We start from the raw sequence: 19,219 nt of genomic DNA on the forward strand, positions 1-19,219 counted from the left end.
CCAACGCCGCTTGTAACAACTTTGTTACAAAGCGGCGCATGCGGATTTCTGCACAAAAGATCCTCCTCCCGGGCAGCCGCCCACCCCAATCCGCTAAAGTGCTTACGCAGCTTTCAGTTTGCTATCTTGGCACACATCTTGCGATAAGGTAATTGTCCCTTACGCCAGTTTCATGCCGGCGTCCCACAACCACGAACCCAAAAGAAAACCCCGCGACGGGGTCTGGGGACACTTGCGCCTAAATTTTTAAACCTGAAGGAGCGGCACCAATGAAGCAACCGATGCACACGAAAAAACGCCTGTTGACCCAGGCCGTACTGCTGGCACTGACCGCCGGCGCGACCGCGAACGTCATGGCCGCCGACGCCGACGCCGACGTTATCGCTGCCGCCGAGGCTGCAGCAGCCGCAGCGCCAGCCCCCGCCGCCGCCGGCGACAACATCTCCGCCGTCATCGTCACCGGCACCCGCCGGGGCGGCCTGAAGGCCGTCGACAGCGCATCGCCGATCCAGGTGCTCGATTCCGGCTCGCTGGAACGCACCGGTCAGCCCGACCTGATCCAGGCGCTGGCGCAGAACCTGCCCTCCTTCACCGCCCAGGCCTTCGGCGGCGACACCGCCAACATGACCCTGTCGGCCCGCCTGCGCGGCCTGAGCCCGAACAACACGCTGGTGCTGGTCAACGGCAAGCGCCGCCACACCACCGCCAACCTGGCCGTGCTGGCCGGCCCGTTCCAGGGCGGCGCCGCCACCGACCTGAACTTCATCCCGGTGGCCGCTATCGACCACATCGAGGTGTTGCAGGACGGCGCCGCCGCCCAGTACGGCACCGACGCGATTGCCGGCGTGATCAACATCATCCTCAAAAAGGACAGCTCGGGCGGCTCGCTGACGGGCACCGCCGGCCGCTACTTCGACGAGGGCGGCAAGACCGGCGACGCCAGCTTCAACATCGGCTTCGAGCCGAGCGCCAACAGCTACCTGAACCTGACCGGCGAAACCAAGTACCACGGCCACAGCATGCGCTCGGACATCGATCCGCGCGTGACCAACGCGGCCAACCTGGCGTCGATGCCGACCTTGACCCAGGCCGACGGCTACCCGTACGCCAACAAGATTTCCGGCGACGCCGCCTACCATCTCAACCTGCTGTCGCTGAACGGCGGCGTCGACCTGGGCGGCACCGAGCTCTACACCATCGCCACCTACGGCAAGAAGGAAGCCGACTCGTTCCAGAACTACCGCGTGCCGAACCGCATTCCGCGCATGTACCCGAACGGCTTCAATCCCAAACAGACCCTGGACGAGACCGACTACGGCTTCACCGGCGGCGCCAAGGGCGAGCTGGCCGGCTGGAACTGGGACCTGAGCAGCACCTACGGCAAGGACGAGGCCAAGATCGGCGTCAAAAACTCCGGCAACATCTCGCTGTTCAACGACACCGGCGCCTCGCCGACCTTGTTCCATGCGGGCACGTTCACCGCCACCCAGTGGACCACCTCGCTGGAGGTCAACCGCGAATTCGCCGTGGGCTGGGCCTCGCCGCTGTCGGTGGCCGGCGGCGTCGAGTACCGCCGCGATGGCTACGAGATCGGCGCCGGCGACGCCGCCTCGCGCTATAAGGAAGGCTCGCAATCGTATCCGGGCTTCTCGCTGACCGACGCGGGCAAGCATGACCGCAACAACAAATCGGTCTACATCGACGTTGCCGGTTCGCCGGTCGCCAACCTGAAGATCGACGTCGCCGCCCGCTTCGAGGACTACAGCGACTTCGGCAGCGCGCGCGTGGGCAAGTTCACGGCCCGCTACGACTTCACGCCGGCGTTCGCGCTGCGCGGCACGGTCAGCAACGGCTTCCGCGCGCCGACCATGGCCGAGCAGTACTACTCGGCCACCAACGTCTCGCCGACGCAGGCCTCGGTGCAGCTCGCGCCGAACTCGCCGGCCGCCGCGCTGGTGGGCATCAATGGCTTAAAACCAGAAAAGTCGCAGAACTACAGCTTGGGCATGGTGTTCCATCCGGTGCCCAAAGCCACCGTGACGGTGGACGCCTACAGCATCAGCATCCACGACCGCATCGTCGGCAGCGGCACCTTGTTCGGCTCGGGCAACACGGTTAATTCGCCGGCCGTGGTGGCCGCCATCCGCGCCAACGGCAACATCCTCGACCCGACCGTCACGCGCACCGGCATCAGCGTGTTCTCGAACGCGGCCAACACCCGCAACAAGGGCATCGAGGCGGTGCTGTCGTACGGCAGCAATTTCGGCGACCTGGGCCGGGTGGACTGGTCGGCGGCGGCCAACTACAACAAGGTCATGGTGACCAAGGTCAACCAGGCGCCGTCGCAGTTGCTGCCGCAGCGCTTGCTCGACCAGTCGGCCATCGCCTCGCTGGAGAACTCGTCGCCGAAGGTGCGCATCAACCTGGGCGGGCTGTGGAAGAAGGGAGACTGGACCGTCAACCTGCGGGAATCGATTTACGGGCCGTCGTCGGGCTATAGCTCGCTCAACAACGTCACCTACTTCGAGACCAAGATCGACACCTTGTTCACGACGGACCTTGAGGTATCGTACCGGGTGACGAAAGCGGTGACGGTGTCGGCCGGCGCCAACAACCTGTTCAACAAGTATCCGGACAAGGTCAACCAGGCGTATGTGGCGGCGGCGCGCGCGGCGCTGAACACGGCGGCGGTGACGCAGTATCCATCGTTCTCGCCGATCGGCATCAATGGTGGCTACTACTACGCGCGGGTCGGTTACACCTTCTGATCTGGCACTCCGGGGTCAGGTCCACCATTTCTACACGGGCTGGGCCGTCTCCGGCATGGGCTACCGGCGGAGCTAGGCGGATTACGCTTCGCTAATCCGCCCTACGTGTCGCCTCGTTAATTCATGCTTTAGCTAATGAAAAAGCCCCGAACGTTTTTGGCGTTCGGGGCTTTTTTTGTCTTGCTAACTCAGGCTTATTTTACTTCGGTGACCACCGCGGTCTGAATCGGCTTGAGGATCTTGACCTTGGCGCGCTGCTTGAGCAACTGGATGTATTCGTACATCTCCTGCTGCGCGACGATGCTGTTGATCTGCTCGGCTTCCGATTTGCGGCGCTCGGCGTCCTGCTCGGCAGGCTGCTGCACCTTGCCGATGCGGTAGATGCCGTAGCCCATGCCCGGCACGTCCACGCCGACGTAGGCCGGCAGCTTGCTGGTGTCGGCTTTCATGACTTCCTGCATCGCCAGGCCGTTGATGCCTTCGGCCTTGGCGCGCGAGACCAGCTTGGCCGCGCCGAAGCCGGCGGCGTCGCCCGATTTCTTGAAGGCCGCCAGTTTGTCGGCGCCGGCTTTGGTGGCCAGCTTGCCGGCTTCTTCCATCGTCACGCGCTGACGGATCGCGGCATCGACTTCGGCCAACGGACGCTTCGAGGCAGGCTTGAATTCGACGATGCGACCGGCGATCAAGGTGCTCGGCGCGGCTTCCACCGCTTCGGTGTTGCGCTTGCTGCTGATCGAGTCGTTCGAGAACAGCGCGGCCAGGAACTTGGCGTTGTTGTACGGCGCCGGGCCGGCCATCGGCGATGGATTGCGCGAGACGTTGGCGGCGCTTTCGATTTTCAGGCCCAGCTTGTCGGCGACCGGTTTCAGGCTGTCGGACTGCTCGTAGACGGTGTTGGTGAACGCTTCAGCCATTTCCGAATACTTCTTGGCGGCCTTCTGCTTTTTCAGCGCCTCGGCCACCTCGGTCTTGACCGCGTCGAGCGGCTTGACGACGGCCGGGGTCAGCGCGCTGACGGTCAGCACGTGGAAGCCGAACTCCGATTGCACCGCGTCGCTGATCTCGCCCTGCTTGAGCTTCATGACGGCAGCTTCGACCGGCGCCGGCAGCACGCCCTTGGTGACGATGTCCAGATCGCCGCCCTGCTCGGCCGAAACCGGATCTTCCGACTTGGCCTTGGCGACCTTGGCGAAGTCGGCCGGGTTCTTGCGCAGTTCGGCGACGATGGCGTCGGCCTTGGCCTTGGCGGCGGCGGTCTCGGCGGCGCTGGCGCCCTTCTTCAGGCCGATCAACACGTGCGCGGCGCGGCGCGTTTCCGGCGTCGTGAAAGCGGCCTGGTTGGCGTTGTAGTAGGTGGCGACTTCGGCGTCGGTGACGGCGATCTGGCTCATCACGGCGTCGCTGTTGAGGACCACGTATTCGATCTTGGCCTGTTCAGGCACTTCGAAGAACTTGCCGTTCTTGTCGTAGTAGGCCTTGACCATCGCGTCGGTGACTTTGACCTGCGGCACGAAATCGGCGACCGGCAGCAGCAGTTCCTGCACTTCGCGTTCCTGCGCGCCGATGTCCGACAGCGTCTTGGCGACGGTGCGCGGGGCGAAACCGGTGCTTTGCACCGAGCCGGCCAGCTGCTGCAGGGCCAGGTCGCGGCGCATGCGGGCGTCGTTCATGGCCGGGGTCAGGCCCTGGGATGCCAGGATCTGCTTGTAGCGCTCCATGTCGAAGGTGCCCGGACCGCCGAACAGTTCGGTGATGGCCTTTTGCAGCTGGACGTCGCTGACGCTCAGGTTCGCGCGCGTCACTTCGGCGGCGATCGCGCGTTCGGCGATCAGCTGGTCGAGCAGGTTTTGCTTGAATTCAGGCGTGTCGAACATCTTCTGGTCGAACTGCTCGCCCATGCGCTGGCGATAGCTGTCGAGCTGGTTGCGCAGCGCGTTGTCGAACTCTTGCTGGCTCACCGGTTGACCGGCGACTTTGGCGATCGTGGTGGCGTCATCGCCGAAGCCTTTGTAGCCCTCGAGACCGACTAACGCGAACGAAGGTACGATGATGATCGCCAGGAGAATCTGCATCAAGCGTTGATGGGTACGAATAAATTCAAACATGGTCAGCCAATTCGGATTGAGTGGAACTTGCACATACAAAAAAGGCGAACTCGCGTTCGCCAATTCCGGTTGGCGGATTTTACAGTGAGGCACCCTCTATAGCAAGGGTAAATCATGTTGGAACGGCACTGTCAATCCGCACCCCGGACACTGGGGTCGTACCCCGTACGGGGTACGACCCCGCCTGGCCCTGCGGGGTTATCTTTCCCGCGATCCGCCATATAATAAAACCGGTATCCCGATATTCAAGTGCGATATTCAAACGCGCAAAAGAAAAACCCCGCAGCTCATTATAAGCTGCGGGGTATCTTGTTCTTGGCGGAGCGGACGGGACTCGAACCCGCGACCCCCGGCGTGACAGGCCGGTATTCTAACCAACTGAACTACCGCTCCTTTGGGTCTTGCGTATTACTCAAACTCATTAGCATTTGTTGGCGGAGCGGACGGGACTCGAACCCGCGACCCCCGGCGTGACAGGCCGGTATTCTAACCAACTGAACTACCGCTCCAACAAAACACTGGGTACAACACTTTACTGCTACTGCCACAAAACTGGTGGGCGGTGAGAGGCTCGAACTCCCGACCTAAGCCTTGTAAGGGCTCCGCTCTACCAACTGAGCTAACCGCCCGTTTTGCCGCTTTTTCATCTAGTGAGCCACGCATTTACATGAGCCGCTCACCGAAGTCCGTTAGTTTACAGCATCTTTCAAAGCTTTACCAGCTTTAAATTTAGGAACTTTTGCTGCTTCGATGGTGATCTCTTCCTTGGTGCGCGGATTGCGGCCGGTACGGGCAGCGCGTTCGCTCACGGAGAAGGTACCAAAGCCGACCAAGGTCACGCTGTCGTTGTTTTGCAGGGTCGTGGTCACGCCGTCGATCACCGCGTCCAGCGCGCGCGCAGCGGCAGCTTTCGAGATGTCAGCGGAAGTGGCAATATGGTCGATCAATTCAGTCTTATTCAAAGCAATTCCCCGTCACAAAGGTTATATCGTTTAGCCGCTAAACTCCGGTATTTAAAACCGCAGCGCCGGCCGAGAAAAATCTCAGGCCGTATTAAACAAGCCAGCCCCGTGTCGTGTCAAGCGCTGCACTGTAGAAAAGTGGGCCAAAATAAAAAACAGGCGCTATAAAAGCGCCTGTTTTTGCAATACCAGATACTAATGCTGAACAAAAGTTAGTGTTTTACCACTTCTGTTTGGCCGTCGGCTTTGGCGGCCGCAGCGGCCACCGCTTCCACCGGCGCGGTTTCCGTCAGTGGATCAGGCAGGCGTTCCAGCGCGATTTCCAGCACTTTGTCGATCCAACGCACCGGCACGATTTCCAGTTTGTTTTTGACATTGTCCGGGATGTCGGCCAGGTCCTTGACGTTCTGCTCCGGGATCAGCACGGTCTTGATGCCACCGCGCTGGGCCGCCAGCAGCTTCTCTTTGAGGCCACCGATCGGCAACACTTCGCCGCGGAGGGTGATTTCGCCCGTCATGGCCACGTCGGCGCGCACCGGAATGCCCGTGAATACCGACACCATCGCCACCGTCATCGCCGCGCCGGCCGAAGGACCGTCCTTAGGCGTCGCGCCTTCCGGCACGTGGATGTGGATGTCGCTCTTCTCGAACACTTCGTTCTTGATGCCGAGGCGGTTGGCACGGCTGCGCACCACGGTGCGGGCCGCTTCGATCGACTCTTTCATCACGTCGCCCAACGTACCCGTGCGGATCACGCCGCCCTTGCCCGGCATCTGCACCGCCTCGATGGTCAGCAGATCGCCGCCCACTTCGGTCCATGCCAGACCGACGACCTGGCCGATCTGATTCTCTTTCTCGGCCACGCCGAAGTCGTAGCGGCGCACGCCCAGGAACTTGTCCAGGTTTTTCGGCGTGACGGCGACTTTCTTCTCCGACTTCTTCAGCAGCAGCATCTTGACAACCTTGCGGCAGATCTTCGACACTTCGCGTTCCAGCGAACGTACGCCGGCTTCGCGGGTGTAATAGCGAATGATGTCGCGCAAGGCGGCTTCGCTGACGGCGATCTCGTCTTCCTTCAGACCGTTGTTCTTGATCTGCTTAGGCAACAAGTAACGCTGGGCGATGCTGGTCTTCTCGTCTTCCGTGTAACCGGACAGGCGGATGACTTCCATGCGGTCCAGCAGCGCCGGCGGGATGTTGTACGAGTTCGACGTCGCCACGAACATCACGTCGGACAGATCGAAGTCGACTTCGATGTAATGGTCCGAGAACGTGTGGTTCTGTTCAGGGTCCAGCACCTCGAGCAGGGCCGACGACGGATCGCCGCGGAAGTCCGCGCCCATCTTGTCGATCTCGTCCAGCAGGAACAGCGGATTGCGCACGCCGACTTTCGCCAGCGACTGCAGCACCTTGCCCGGCATCGAGCCGATGTAGGTGCGGCGGTGGCCGCGGATCTCGGCCTCGTCGCGCACGCCGCCGAGTGCCATGCGCACGAACTTGCGGTTCGTGGCGCGGGCGATCGACTGGCCCAGCGAGGTTTTACCCACACCAGGAGGACCGACGAAGCACAGGATCGGCGCTTTCAGTTTGTCGACCCGCTGTTGCACCGCGAGATATTCCAGGATGCGTTCTTTAACCTTGTCCAGGCCGTAGTGATCGCCCTCGAGCACTTTTTCAGCGTTGGTCAGGTCGTTGTTGACCTTGGATTTTTTCTTCCAGGGCAGGCTGACCAGGGTGTCGATGTAGTTGCGCACGACAGTGGCTTCGGCCGACATCGGCGACATCAGTTTGAGTTTTTTCAGTTCGGCGGTGGCCTTGTCCAATGCCTCTTTTGGCATCTTGGCCAGCGCGACCTTTTTCTCCAGCTCGTCCAGGTCGGCGCCGTCCTCGCCCTCGCCCAGTTCCTTCTGGATGGCCTTGACCTGCTCGTTCAGGTAGTACTCGCGCTGCGATTTTTCCATCTGGCGCTTGACGCGGCCACGGATGCGCTTCTCGACCTGCAGAATGTCGAGTTCGCCTTCCAGCTGGCCCAGCAGATGTTCCAGGCGCTTGGCGACGCTGAAGATTTCCAGGATCACCTGTTTCTGCTCGAGCTTCAGCGGCAGGTGCGCGGCGACGGTGTCGGCCAGGCGGCCGGCGTCGTCGATGCCCGACAGCGAAGCGAGGATTTCAGGCGGGATCTTTTTGTTCAGTTTGACGTACTGGTCGAACTGCTGAACGATGGCGCGGCGCATCGCTTCGATTTCCGAATCGTCGCCCAGCTCGGAATCGAGCGGCGTCAGGTCGGCAACGAAGTGCGTCGGCGCGTCGGTGATGCGGTTGATGCGCGCGCGCTGCGAACCCTCGACCAGCACCTTCACGGTACCGTCGGGCAGCTTCAGCATTTGCAGAATATTGGCCACGCAGCCGATCTCATAGATATCGGACGCAGAAGGTTCGTCCTTGGCCGCAGCTTTTTGCGCGGCAAGCATGATGCTCTTGCCCTGCTCCATTGCGGCTTCCAGCGCCTTGATCGATTTCGGGCGACCTACGAACAGCGGTATCACCATATGCGGGAAAACTACAACGTCCCGCAGGGGCAATAACGGCAGTTGAGTTTGCTCTGTTAATTTGGAAGTTGTCATGGCGTACCTTATGTGAAAGCGTGATTATGATGTGGGCGCTGATATGCCGAATCACAAGACCGGAAGACAGAAATAATTCTCTTAAAAAAGAGTCTTTTCAATGTAGCCAGCCCATTCTAAAAGAACCATCCAATAAAAAAGCCACGCGCGACAGCGGCTGTCACGTGTGGCTTTTCGAATGAAGCCTGCTCTTTTATTGATTTAAATTGTACCGCCTTGCCCCACGGATGCGAAATGAATTTTGCGTCGGCGTGCGGCAAGTGTGCACAAGTTATTTAATTCTCACCAGAGGCTTTGGCCTGGTCCTGGTAAATCAATAAAGGTTTCGCGCCACTGGTGATCGTATTCTCATCGATCACCACTTTGGTGACATTGGTTTCATTTGGCAGCTCGTACATCGTGTCCAGCAAAGCGTGCTCCAGGATCGAACGCAGGCCTCGGGCGCCGGTCTTGCGCGCCAGCGCTTTCTTGGCGATGGCATGCAGCGCGGCCGGACGAATCTCCAGCTCGGCGCCTTCCATGTCCAGCAGCTTCGAGTACTGTTTGACCAGCGCGTTCTTCGGCTCGATCAGGATCTGGATCAGCGCCTCTTCGGTCAGTTCCGACAGGGTGGCGACGACCGGCAGACGGCCGACCAGCTCGGGAATCAGGCCGAACTTGATCAGATCCTCCGGTTCCGCTTCCAGCAGCACTTCGCTGGCGTTGCGTTCCTTCTTGCTCTTGACGCTGGCCGAGAAGCCGATACCGGACTTTTCCGAACGGTTGGCGATGACCTTGGCCAGGCCGTCGAACGCGCCGCCGCAGATGAACATGATGTTGGTGGTGTCGATCTGGACGAAGTCCTGGTTAGGATGCTTGCGCCCGCCTTGTGGCGGCACCGACGCCATCGTGCCCTCGATCAGCTTCAACAGCGCCTGCTGCACGCCCTCGCCCGACACGTCGCGCGTGATGGACGGGTTGTCGGACTTGCGCGAGATCTTGTCGATCTCATCGATATAGACGATGCCGCGTTGCGCTTTCTCAACGTCGTAGTTGCAGCTCTGCAACAGTTTCTGGATGATATTCTCAACATCCTCGCCCACGTAGCCCGCTTCGGTCAACGTGGTGGCGTCGGCGATGACGAACGGCACGTTCAGCATGCGCGCCAGGGTCTGCGCCAGCAGGGTCTTGCCCGAGCCGGTCGGACCGACCAGCAAGATGTTGCTCTTGGCCAGTTCGATGTCGTCTTTCTTGCCCAGGTGCTTCAGACGCTTGTAGTGGTTGTACACGGCCACCGACAGGATGCGCTTGGCGGTTTGCTGGCCGATGACGTACTGGTCCAGCAAGTCCTTGATTTCATGCGGGGTCGGCAGGTCCGACTTGGCGCTGGCGACGGATTCGATCGCGGAGGTCTCGTCGCGGATGATGTCGTTGCACAGGTCAATACACTCGTCGCAGATGAAGACCGACGGGCCGGCGATGAGTTTCTTTACCTCGTGCTGGCTCTTGCCGCAAAACGAGCAGTACAGTAATTTTTCGCCGCTGGAGGATTTTTTGTCTGACATGGGGCAGTTTTCTTTGAGTTACAGAATGGCTTTGCTGTTGCAGCGTGTGTGGCGTTCCGGAAAAGTCCGCCTACCACGACATGCTACCCGAAATAAAAACGAAACGCCCGAACGATTGATCGCCCGGGCGTTACTCAGCTATGCTGCGCAGCAATGCTGCAATGAAAGCATCAAGCCCGGTTGGACAACATTTTGTCGATCAATCCGTACTCTACAGCCTCTTCCGCGGACATGAAACGGTCACGATCGGTGTCTTTGGCGATCTGCTCGACGGTTTGGCCGGTGCGTTCGGCCATGATGGCGTTCAAGCGATGGCGCAGATACAAGATTTCCTTGGCCTGGATCTCGATGTCCGACGCCATGCCTTGCGAGCCGCCGGACGGCTGGTGAATCATGATGCGCGAGTTCGGCAGCGAGAAGCGCTTGCCCTTGGCGCCGGCGGCCAGCAGGAAGGCGCCCATCGAGGCGGCCATGCCGGTGCACAGTGTCGACACGTCAGGCTTGATGAACTGCATCGTATCGAAGATCGCCAGACCGGCCGAGACCGAACCACCGGGAGAATTGATGTACAGCGAGATATCCTTGTCCGGATTTTCGCTTTCCAGGAACAACAGCTGGGCGACCACCAGGTTCGCCATCTGGTCGTTGACGGGACCGACCATGAAGATGATGCGTTCCTTGAGCAGGCGCGAGTAAATATCGTACGAACGCTCGCCGCGACCGCTTTGTTCGACCACCATCGGCACCAGGCCGAGCATTTCAGTGTCCAGCGCCGGATTACGGTTAAAACCAGTCATTCTATTTCCTTGTGAAGCAGCTAGGCCGGAGTGACAATACTACTACAAATCGTTACAGCAAACTTGTCAGCACCATTAACACTTCGGCCGTGCTGAATTACGCTTGAGCGTTGCTTCCCATCAGTTCGTCAAAGGCCACAACCTTGGACGAAGTCTTCGACAGGCCCAGGACGTAGTTGACGACGTTTTCTTCCAATACAAGAGCTTCCACCTCGGCCAGACGGCGACGGTCGCTGTAGTAGTACTTCAGCACTTCGCGCGGGTCTTCGTAGCTCTGGGCGAAGTCTTCGACTTGCGCTTTGACCTGCTCAGGCTGGGCTTGCAGCTTGTTCTCGCCGACCAGTTGCGACAGGATCAGGCCCAGGCGCACGCGGCGCTCGGCTTTTTCCGCGAACAGTTCTTGCGGGAATGGCACGTCCTTGACGTTCATGCCGCGCTGTTCCATGTCCTGGCGGGTCATTTCGGCCAGGCGCTCGCTGTCTTGAGCGATCAGCGACTGCGGCACGTCCAGGGTGGCGGTTTTCACCAGCGCATCCATGACGGCTTCCTTGTTGCGGGCTTTGACACGGCCGGCGACTTCGCGTTCCAGGTTCACTTTGATGTCTTCGCGCATTTTGGCGACGTCGCCATCGGCCACGCCCAGCGACTTGGCGAATTCAGCATCGACTTCCGGCAGGTGCGCCCATTCCAGCTTTTTCAGCGTGATGGTGAACGACGCGGTTTTGCCGGCGACGTCTTTACCATGGTAGTCCTCTGGGAAAGCCAGTGGGAAGGTCTTGGCTTCGCCAACCTTCAGGCCCACGGTCGCGGCTTCGAATTCCGGCAGCATGCGGCCTTCGCCCAGCACGAACGGGTAGTCTTCAGCTTTGCCGCCTGGGAACTCAACGCCGTCGATCGAACCGACGAAGTCGACGGTCACGCGGTCGCCATTGGCTGCGACCGGCTCGCCGCCGTCGCCGTGTTCGCCGGCTTCGCCCTTGGTGTGGAAGTGCACGCGCTGTTTGCGCAGGATTTCAATGGTCTTGTCGATCTCGGCTTCGGAGACGTCGGCCTTGACGGTTTCGATTTCCACCGTGGTCAGGTCGCCAACGACGACTTCCGGGTAGACTTCGAACGTCGCGTCGAAGGTCAGCACGCCTTCTGGCGAGTCTTCCTTAGGCTGGATGTTCGGGTAGCCAGCTACGCGCAGCTGGGCTTCGTTTGCGGCGTCGTTGAAAGCGCGGCCAACTTTGTCGTTCAACACTTCGGTCTCGATCTGATAACCGTACTGTGCTGCGACCATTTTCAGAGGAACTTTACCCGGACGGAAGCCTGGTGCCTTAGCCGTTTTGGCTTGCACTTTCAGGCGCTTCTCAACTTCGCTGCGGACTTCGGTCAGCGGGAAGGAGATCGTGATACGACGTTCGAGTTTGCCCAAGGTTTCGACTGCAGTTGCCATGTAAAAATCGTCCAAAAAAAATAGTGATACAGTTGGTGCGAGGAGGGGGACTCGAACCCCCACACCATTGCTGGCGTCAGGACCTAAACCTGGTGCGTCTACCAATTTCGCCATCCTCGCGGCATGTTTGCACAAAAGCAAAGGGCGACTCGTAAGTGAAAACGGTCGCCCCGGCCCCACTATTCTCCGTGGGAGCTTTCAACTTCAACGCGGTATTCTAACGGGTTTTTTAGCGAAATGTGGTGATTTTTAAACTAACCAAGGTATTCATGCATTTTTCTCCTGTTTTTGCCTATTTAACCCGCAAAGCGGCGGCTTTTTGGGGTCGTACCCCACTGGGTACGACCCTGCCGTCAATGGGTTTTAACAGCGTCGCCGGTCGGCTTTTTAACGCGGAACCACGCCGCATAAAGCGCCGGCAGGAACAATAAGGTTAGCGCGGTCGCCACGATCAGGCCACCCATGATCGCCACCGCCATCGGTCCCCAGAATACGGAGCGCGACAGCGGGATCATCGCCAGCGCCGCCGCCGCGGCCGTCAGGATGATCGGACGGCAACGACGCACCGCCGATTCGACGATCGCCGTCCACGGATCGTGGCCGGCCTTGATGTCCTGCTCGATCTGGTCGACCAGGATCACCGAGTTGCGGATGATCATGCCGAACAGCGCGATGATGCCCAGGTTGGCGACAAAGCCCAGCGGACGCCCCAGCAACAGCAACGCCATCGCCGCCCCTGCCACGCCCAGCGGACCGGTCAGGAACACCAGCAACGCCCGCGAGAAGCTATGCAGCTGCAACATCAGCAAGGTGAAGATGATAAAGATCGCCAGCGGCAGGTTGGCCGCGATCGACGCCTCGGCAGAGCCGCTGTCTGCCGCCGCCCCCTTGACGGTGATCTTGTAGCCGGCCGGCAGCGCGTCGCGCAGTGCCTTGAGCTTCGGATCGATCTGGCCGGACACGGTCGGCCCCTGAATATGGTCGCCGACGTCGGCCTGCACGGTGATCGCCCATTCGCGCCCTTCCCGCCACACCACGCCCGGTTCCCACACGAAGTGTGCCCGCGCCAACTGGCTGATCGTCACGAACTTGCCGCTCGCGGTCGGGATATTCGTGTCGTTCAGGATCGAGATCGTGTTGCGCTCGTCGATGGGCTGGCGGATCTGGATATCGACCAGCTTGATGTCCTCGCGGAACTGCCCGACGGTGGTGCCGGACAGAATCGTGTTGGCAGCGCGCATGACGGTTTGCGATGTGACGCCAACGGCGCGCATCTTGTCCTGATCCAGGTCCAAACGCAGCACCTTGATCGATTCGTTCCAGTTGTCATTGACGCCCAGGGTGTTCGGATTGTCACGCATGATGTCCTTGACCTGGTCGGCGATGGCGCGCACTTTCGCCACTTCCGTGCCGGTCACGCGGAACTGCACCGGATACGGCACCGGCGGTCCGTTCGGCAGCAGCTTGACCCTGCCGCGCACCTCGGGGAAATCGACCTTGAACACATCGACGATCTTCTGGCGCAACTCGGCGCGGGCCTTCAAATCCTTCGGCAACACGACAATCTGCGAGACGTTGGTCTGCGGGAAAATCTGGTCCAGCGGCAAATAGAAGCGGGGACTGCCGGTGCCGACATAGCTGGTCACGCTGACGACGCCCGGCTGCTTGCGGATGAAGGCCTCGAATTTTTTCACCTGCGCCTCGTTGGCGGCGAAGGTCGTGCCTTCCGGGCTCCACATCTCGACCATCAATTCGGGGCGGCTGGAATCCGGGAAGAACTGCTTTTCGATAAAGTTGAAGCCGTACACGCCCAGCGCGAACACCGCCAGCGACAGCACGATGGTGGTCTTGCGGAACTCCACGCACCAGTTGACCACCGCGCGGAAGCGGCGGAAACCGGGCGTGTCGAACAGGTCGTGCTCGCTGGCGCCGTCCGCATGCGGCTTGACCTTCAGCAAGATGAAGCCGAGGTAAGGCGTGAACGTCACGGCCACCACCCATGAAATGATCAACGCCAACGCGTTGACCGAGAACAGCGAGAACGTGTACTCGCCGGCGGCCGACTTGGCCAGGCCGATCGGCAGGAAGCCGGCGACGGTGATCAGGGTGCCGGTCAGCATCGGAATAGCGGTAGAGGTGTAGGCGAAGGTGGCCGCGTCGAAGCGCGACATGCCCTCCTCCATCTTGCGCACCATCATTTCGACGGCGATGATGGCGTCGTCCACCAGCAGGCCCAGCGCGATGATCAGCGCGCCCAGCGAAATCTTGTGCAGGTCGATGTCGAGCACGCGCATGAACAGGAAGGTCACGGCCAGCACCAGCGGGATGCTCAGCGCTACCACCAGACCCGGACGGACGTCCAGCCGGAACGGCTTGGTGTGCAGGCCGAGCGCGACGAAACTGACGGCCAGCACGATCAGCACGGCCTCGATCAGCGTATGGACGAACTCGCCCACGGAGGCCTTGACCGCCTCGGGCTGGTCGGAGACGCGCTCGAGCTCGATGCCGACCGGCAGCTTGGCCTTCATCTCGGCCACGGTCTTCTCCATGTGCTTGCCGAGTTCGATGATATTGCCGCCCTTTTCCATCGACACGCCCAGGCCGATCACTTCCTTGCCGTTGAAGCGCATCTTGTCGCCCGGCGGGTCCTGGTACTGGCGCTTGATGGTGGCGAAGTCGCCCAGGCGGAACGGGGTCCCGTTGGCGCGCAGTTCCAGTTCTTCCAGATCCTTGACGGTTTTCAGCGCGCCGGTCACGCGCACCTGCAGGTTGTCGGTCGGCGTGACCAGCACGCCGGTCGACTCGACGCTGTTTTGCGTGGCGATCTGGTTGGCGATGGTCTCGATCGGGATGCCCAGCTGTGAAAACTTCTTGTGCGAGAACTCGATGTTGATCTTCTCGTCCTGCACGCCGAACAATTCGACCTTGGACACCATCTTCACGCCCAGCAATTGCTGCCGCACGAAATCGGCGTAGTCCTTCATCTCGGCATAGGTGAAGCCGTCGCCCGATAGCGCGAAGATCGACCCGTAGGTATCGCCGAACTCGTCGTTGAAGAACGGCCCCTGCACGCCGGGCGGCAAGGTGCCGCGCATGTCGCCGATCTTCTTGCGCACCTGGTACCAGGACTGCGCGACCTCTTTCGGCGGCGTCGATTCGAGCAGTTTCAGGATGATCAGGGTCTCGCCCGGCTTCGAGTAGCTGCTGATCTCATCGATGCCTGGCGTTTCCTGCAACTTCTTTTCCAGCTTGTCGGTGACCTGCTCGGCCACCTGCAGCGCGGTCGCGCCCGGCCAGTTGGCGCGCACCACCATCGCCCGGAAGGTGAACGGCGGGTCCTCATCCTGGCCCAGGTTGCTATAACTGAGGGCGCCGCCAATGAGCAACACCGCGATCAGGTAGCGGGTCAGCGGAATGTGTTCGAGCGCCCAGCGTGAGAGGTTGAAGCCCTTCATTTGGCGGCCCCGGCTGCGGGCGCGGCAGGAGCGGCGGGCGCCGGTGCCGCCACCGGCACATCGCTACCGAGGATCTTGACCTTCTGGCCCGGCTTGAGCAGATGCACACCCGCCGTGACGATGGTCTGGCCCGGCTTGACGCCGCTGCCGATGATCAAGTCGTTGCCGGCCGCGCCGGTGACCGTGACCGGCACCAGCTTGGCGACGCCGCCCTCCACCACCCACACCGACGTCACCGATTTCTCGTTGAACAAGGCCGTCAGCGGCACCTTGATCTGCGGCGTCGCCGTTTTCGACGCGAACTGAACGACGGCCGTCATGCCCAGTTTGGCTTCGGCCAGGCTGTCCGGAATGGTCACCTTGGCCGTGTAGGTGCGGGTGGCAGGATCGGCCACCGGCGAAATCTCGCGGATCTTGCCGACCACCGATTTGGTCGGATCGGCCCACAGCCGCACATGCACGTCCGAAATCTTACGCAGCGAATCGACTTTATCCTCCGGCAAGCCGATGACGATTTCCTTGTCGCCGGACTTGGCCACCCGCACCACCTCGGTGCCGGGCTGGACCACCTGCCCCGCCTCGGCCGACACCGCCGTCACGACGCCATCGACATCGGACACCAGCGACGAGTAGCCAGCCTGGTTCGATTGCCCGCGATAAGCCGCCTGCGACGCCTCGACATTGGACTGCGCCGACTTGAAGGTGGACTCCTTCTCGTCGAGCACAGCCTGGCTGACGAAGTTCTTGGTGCGCAGCTCCTGATACCGCTTCAACTCGGCCTTGGCCAGGTCGCGGCTGGTTTCAGCCGAGCGCAGCGCCGCCAGCGACTGCGCCTGCGATAATTGCAAATCCTGCGGATCGAGCTGCATCAGCACCTGGCCCTTCTTGACCAGGGTGCCGACATCGACCTTGCGGCTGACGATCTTGCCGGCGACCCGGAAGCCCAGGCGCGATTCCACGCGGGCCCGGACCTCGCCGGAGAACTCGGCGTTGACATCGACGTCGCTGCTAGTGAGCACGATGGCCCGCACCGGACGGATGTCCTCGGTTTTCTCGGGCGGCTTGGAGCAGGCGGCCAAGGTGGCGGCCATCAGCAACGCCATTAAAAGAGGGGAAATCTGACGCGGGATTTTTGGGGCGACCACAGTACTTTCCTTTTTCTTGCTCTGGAGGGTAGTTGGCACTACTATTACGGGTTGGAAATAAATGACTTTCCGTTAATTAATTATAAGCCGAGCAAATCCGTTTGCAAATGACTTTCGCGTCATTAATCTAAAATATTGCTTTAGGCTGGGTGTGTATGTCTGTCGATCACTACGAGAATTTCCCTGTTGCTTCCATTTTGTTACCAAGTCGTCTACGCCCAGCGGTTGAAGCGATCTACGCCTTCGCCCGAAGCGCCGACGATATCGCCGATGAAGGCGACGCCACGCCGGAGCAGCGGCTGGCCGCGCTGAGCGCCTACGAAGCCGCGCTCGACCGCATCGCCGCCGGCGACAGCGGCCACGCGCCGATGTTCGAACGGCTGGCGCAGGTGGTGCGCGAGTACGAACTGCCGCTCAAGCCGATGTACGCGTTGCTGTCGGCCTTCAAGCAGGATGTAGTGGTCAGCCGCTACCAGACCTATGAGGCGGTGCTGGACTATTGCTCGCGCTCGGCGAATCCCGTTGGCCACCTGATGCTGCATTTATATGGCGCGGCCGACGAACAAAACCTGCGCGACGCGGACGCGATCTGCAGCGCGCTGCAACTGATCAACTTCCTGCAGGACGTGGCGATCGACCTGCAAAAAGAGCGTATTTATATACCGCTGGAGGACCTGAACCGCTACGCCATCCTGCCCGGAGCGCTGGACCACGCCAGCGCCCGCCCCCGCTGGCGCTCGATGATGAAGTTCGAGGTCGACCGCGCGCGCGCCCTGATGCTGAGCGGCGCGCCGCTGGCGCTGCGGCTGAAGGGCCGGATCGGCTTCGAGTTGCGGATGATGGTGCAAGGCGGCCTGCGCATTCTGGATGCCATTGAAGAGGCGGAATACGATGTCTTCCTGCATCGTCCAAAGCTGACCAAGCGGGATTGGCTGAGCGTGTTCTGGGCGTCGGTGTGCATGAAAAGGCAGCTGAAGCGAGTACTGAGCGCGGCGTAAAAACCGCCGCCCGCGCGGGCTTGCCAGAAGGATAACGGTGCTTCTATACTGCGTCTTGACCAAAAGTTGAGAAAGCCAGCAAGATGCCTCTGCCGCCAGATTCCGATGCGCCCGCCGATTTCGATTTCATCATCGGCGATTGGCGCGTCGAACACCACCGTCTCAATGCGCGCTTGTGCGACTGCGCCGAATGGACGGATTTTGAAGGCTTGTCCTCGACGAGCAAGATACTTGGCGGCTTCGGCAATCTGGAAGACAACATCCTGCACTTCCCCCAAGGCTCGGTACGCGCGGTGGCGATGCGTTCGTATTGCCGCAAATCCGGGCAGTGGTCGATCTGGTGGCTGGACGGCCGCAATCCCACGCAACTCGATACGCCGGTTGTGGGCAAGTTCGACAAGCACATCGGCTTATTCTTCGCCGACGATATGCTGGACGGGAAAGCGATCAAGGTCCGTTTTACCTGGACCGCGACGCCGGGCGAAAATCCGCGCTGGGAACAAGCATTTTCGAACGACGCCGGACGCACCTGGGAAACCAATTGGAAGATGGAATTCTTCAGGATCGGCACGTAGAGGAGAACAGCGATGTCCACACATCGAGTTTCACAACGCCATTCTAGAAGGTTTACCAAACTCGCTGCGGGGTCAAGTCTGTCATTCGGACATGAGCTCGACTATCGCTGGACATGGTCCTGATTCGCGGCACTAGAACATGAACGCAAAAATGAAAAAAGCACTATTATATGCAGCCAGAATCGCTTGCGCAGCCCTACCGCTGAACAAATATTCGCTGGCTGGCTGTATATTCCAGACGACTACGAATACATGCAGCCTGAGCTAATCAAGTTACTGGAAGCAAAGGCCGGAAAATTTCTGCGTGCGTCTTCATAAATAATACCGGCCGCAAACCGCAGGATCAACGCCCCCCCGAGGGGTCAGGCCCGACATTCCGACATTTACGAACTTTCGCGCGCAAAAAAAGTTCCGCCGCCCACAGTGAATGTCCGAATAAATGTCGGCCCCGGCCCCGCTGGTTAGTCGCCTTGCAGAAGCGTAATCCGACTCTTGGTCTCGTCGCTGAAGCCCGCAAATTCCGCCTCAGTGAACACGCCATTCTGTCGCAAAAATAAGATCTTGAAAATGGCGTTTGAGCGTTTTAAATCGTTAAACATGTCGCCGAGCTCGCGGTCGCGCTCGTCCACTAATTTGAACAAGGCAAGGTAGCGCGGGTGCGCCGGCTCGTCGTGCTTGGAGGCTATCTTTTCAAATTCTGACAGTATCCGCCTGCAATAACGATCCAGCAGAACCGGCTTCAGATCCCGCACATGTCTCCAATCGGATTCTTTAATGTCTGGCATGACTTCATCTAGTAAGGATAAAG

The 19,219-nt window shown here is 60.3% G+C and carries 12 protein-coding genes and 4 tRNA genes; 3 read left to right on the forward strand and 13 right to left on the reverse strand.

Going from position 1 to position 19,219, the window contains the following annotated elements; genetic code table 11:
• Positions 1-269: 269 nt before the first annotated feature.
• On the forward strand, positions 270-2,768 hold the full coding sequence (locus NHH73_17170; protein ID USX24357.1) for a TonB-dependent receptor: 2,499 nt from the start codon (positions 270-272) through the stop codon (positions 2,766-2,768).
• A 194-nt stretch (positions 2,769-2,962) separates the two neighbouring features.
• Here NHH73_17170 and NHH73_17175 read toward each other — a convergent pair whose 3' ends face one another.
• The 12 genes from NHH73_17175 to NHH73_17230 all read right to left on the reverse strand — a co-directional run bounded on the left by NHH73_17175 (position 2,963) and on the right by NHH73_17230 (position 16,838).
• Complete coding sequence (locus NHH73_17175) at positions 2,963-4,840, reverse strand: SurA N-terminal domain-containing protein (GenBank protein ID USX24358.1); 1,878 nt, start codon at positions 4,838-4,840, stop codon at positions 2,963-2,965.
• Between the two features lie 349 nt (positions 4,841-5,189).
• Positions 5,190-5,266 (reverse strand) — tRNA-Asp (locus NHH73_17180).
• 39 nt (positions 5,267-5,305) lie between these two features.
• Positions 5,306-5,382 (reverse strand) — tRNA-Asp (locus NHH73_17185).
• Positions 5,383-5,426: 44 nt separating this feature from the next.
• Positions 5,427-5,502 (reverse strand) — tRNA-Val (locus NHH73_17190).
• Positions 5,503-5,562: 60 nt separating this feature from the next.
• Complete coding sequence (locus NHH73_17195) at positions 5,563-5,835, reverse strand: HU family DNA-binding protein (protein USX24359.1); 273 nt, start codon at positions 5,833-5,835, stop codon at positions 5,563-5,565.
• A gap of 212 nt (positions 5,836-6,047) precedes the next feature.
• On the reverse strand, positions 6,048-8,459 hold the full coding sequence (lon, locus tag NHH73_17200) for an endopeptidase La (protein USX24360.1): 2,412 nt from the start codon (positions 8,457-8,459) through the stop codon (positions 6,048-6,050).
• A 275-nt stretch (positions 8,460-8,734) separates the two neighbouring features.
• Positions 8,735-10,003: an ATP-dependent Clp protease ATP-binding subunit ClpX gene (gene clpX, locus NHH73_17205; GenBank protein ID USX24361.1), complete on the reverse strand. Its 1,269-nt coding sequence runs from the start codon at positions 10,001-10,003 to the stop codon at positions 8,735-8,737.
• 170 nt (positions 10,004-10,173) lie between these two features.
• The gene (clpP, locus tag NHH73_17210; GenBank protein USX29644.1) at positions 10,174-10,761 is read right to left on the reverse strand and encodes an ATP-dependent Clp endopeptidase proteolytic subunit ClpP; all 588 of its coding nucleotides are present in this window, start codon (positions 10,759-10,761) and stop codon (positions 10,174-10,176) included.
• 136 nt (positions 10,762-10,897) lie between these two features.
• Complete coding sequence (tig, locus tag NHH73_17215) at positions 10,898-12,238, reverse strand: trigger factor (protein ID USX24362.1); 1,341 nt, start codon at positions 12,236-12,238, stop codon at positions 10,898-10,900.
• Between the two features lie 33 nt (positions 12,239-12,271).
• Positions 12,272-12,358 (reverse strand) — tRNA-Leu (locus NHH73_17220).
• A gap of 233 nt (positions 12,359-12,591) precedes the next feature.
• Positions 12,592-15,693, reverse strand: coding sequence for an efflux RND transporter permease subunit (locus tag NHH73_17225; protein ID USX24363.1), 3,102 nt, complete (start codon positions 15,691-15,693; stop codon positions 12,592-12,594).
• Positions 15,690-16,838: an efflux RND transporter periplasmic adaptor subunit gene (locus tag NHH73_17230; protein ID USX24364.1), complete on the reverse strand. Its 1,149-nt coding sequence runs from the start codon at positions 16,836-16,838 to the stop codon at positions 15,690-15,692. The genes NHH73_17225 and NHH73_17230 overlap by 4 nt, the downstream gene beginning before the upstream one ends.
• Positions 16,839-16,993: 155 nt before the next feature.
• Here NHH73_17230 and hpnC point away from each other — a divergent pair, with 155 nt between their 5' ends.
• Both hpnC and NHH73_17240 read left to right on the forward strand, forming a co-directional pair.
• The gene (gene hpnC, locus NHH73_17235) at positions 16,994-17,836 is read left to right on the forward strand and encodes a squalene synthase HpnC (protein USX24365.1); all 843 of its coding nucleotides are present in this window, start codon (positions 16,994-16,996) and stop codon (positions 17,834-17,836) included.
• 83 nt (positions 17,837-17,919) lie between these two features.
• Positions 17,920-18,411: a DUF1579 domain-containing protein gene (locus NHH73_17240; protein USX24366.1), complete on the forward strand. Its 492-nt coding sequence runs from the start codon at positions 17,920-17,922 to the stop codon at positions 18,409-18,411.
• Between the two features lie 461 nt (positions 18,412-18,872).
• Here the strand turns inward: NHH73_17240 and NHH73_17245 are convergent, their stop codons facing one another.
• A complete protein-coding gene (locus NHH73_17245) occupies positions 18,873-19,196 on the reverse strand; it encodes a hypothetical protein (protein ID USX24367.1) in 324 nt (107 codons plus the stop codon).
• Positions 19,197-19,219 lie beyond the last annotated feature (23 nt).

The sequence above is a fragment of the Oxalobacteraceae bacterium OTU3CINTB1 genome (assembly GCA_024123955.1).
Taxonomy (GTDB): Bacteria; Pseudomonadota; Gammaproteobacteria; order Burkholderiales; family Burkholderiaceae_D; genus Rugamonas.

Excerpts from the sequence above, each read along its gene's own strand:
- NHH73_17170 (USX24357.1), top strand. The coding sequence starts at position 270 with ATGAAGCAACCGATGCACACGAAAAAACGCCTGTTGACCCAGGCCGTA.
- NHH73_17175 (USX24358.1), bottom strand. The coding sequence starts at position 4,840 with ATGCAGATTCTCCTGGCGATCATCATCGTACCTTCGTTCGCGTTAGTC.
- lon (USX24360.1), bottom strand. The coding sequence starts at position 8,459 with ATGACAACTTCCAAATTAACAGAGCAAACTCAACTGCCGTTATTGCCC.
- clpX (USX24361.1), bottom strand. The coding sequence starts at position 10,003 with ATGTCAGACAAAAAATCCTCCAGCGGCGAAAAATTACTGTACTGCTCG.
- clpP (USX29644.1), bottom strand. The coding sequence starts at position 10,761 with ATGCTCGGCCTGGTGCCGATGGTGGTCGAACAAAGCGGTCGCGGCGAG.
- tig (USX24362.1), bottom strand. The coding sequence starts at position 12,238 with ATGGCAACTGCAGTCGAAACCTTGGGCAAACTCGAACGTCGTATCACG.
- NHH73_17225 (USX24363.1), bottom strand. The coding sequence starts at position 15,693 with ATGAAGGGCTTCAACCTCTCACGCTGGGCGCTCGAACACATTCCGCTG.
- hpnC (USX24365.1), top strand. The coding sequence starts at position 16,994 with ATGTCTGTCGATCACTACGAGAATTTCCCTGTTGCTTCCATTTTGTTA.
- NHH73_17240 (USX24366.1), top strand. The coding sequence starts at position 17,920 with ATGCCTCTGCCGCCAGATTCCGATGCGCCCGCCGATTTCGATTTCATC.
- NHH73_17245 (USX24367.1), bottom strand. The coding sequence starts at position 19,196 with ATGCCAGACATTAAAGAATCCGATTGGAGACATGTGCGGGATCTGAAG.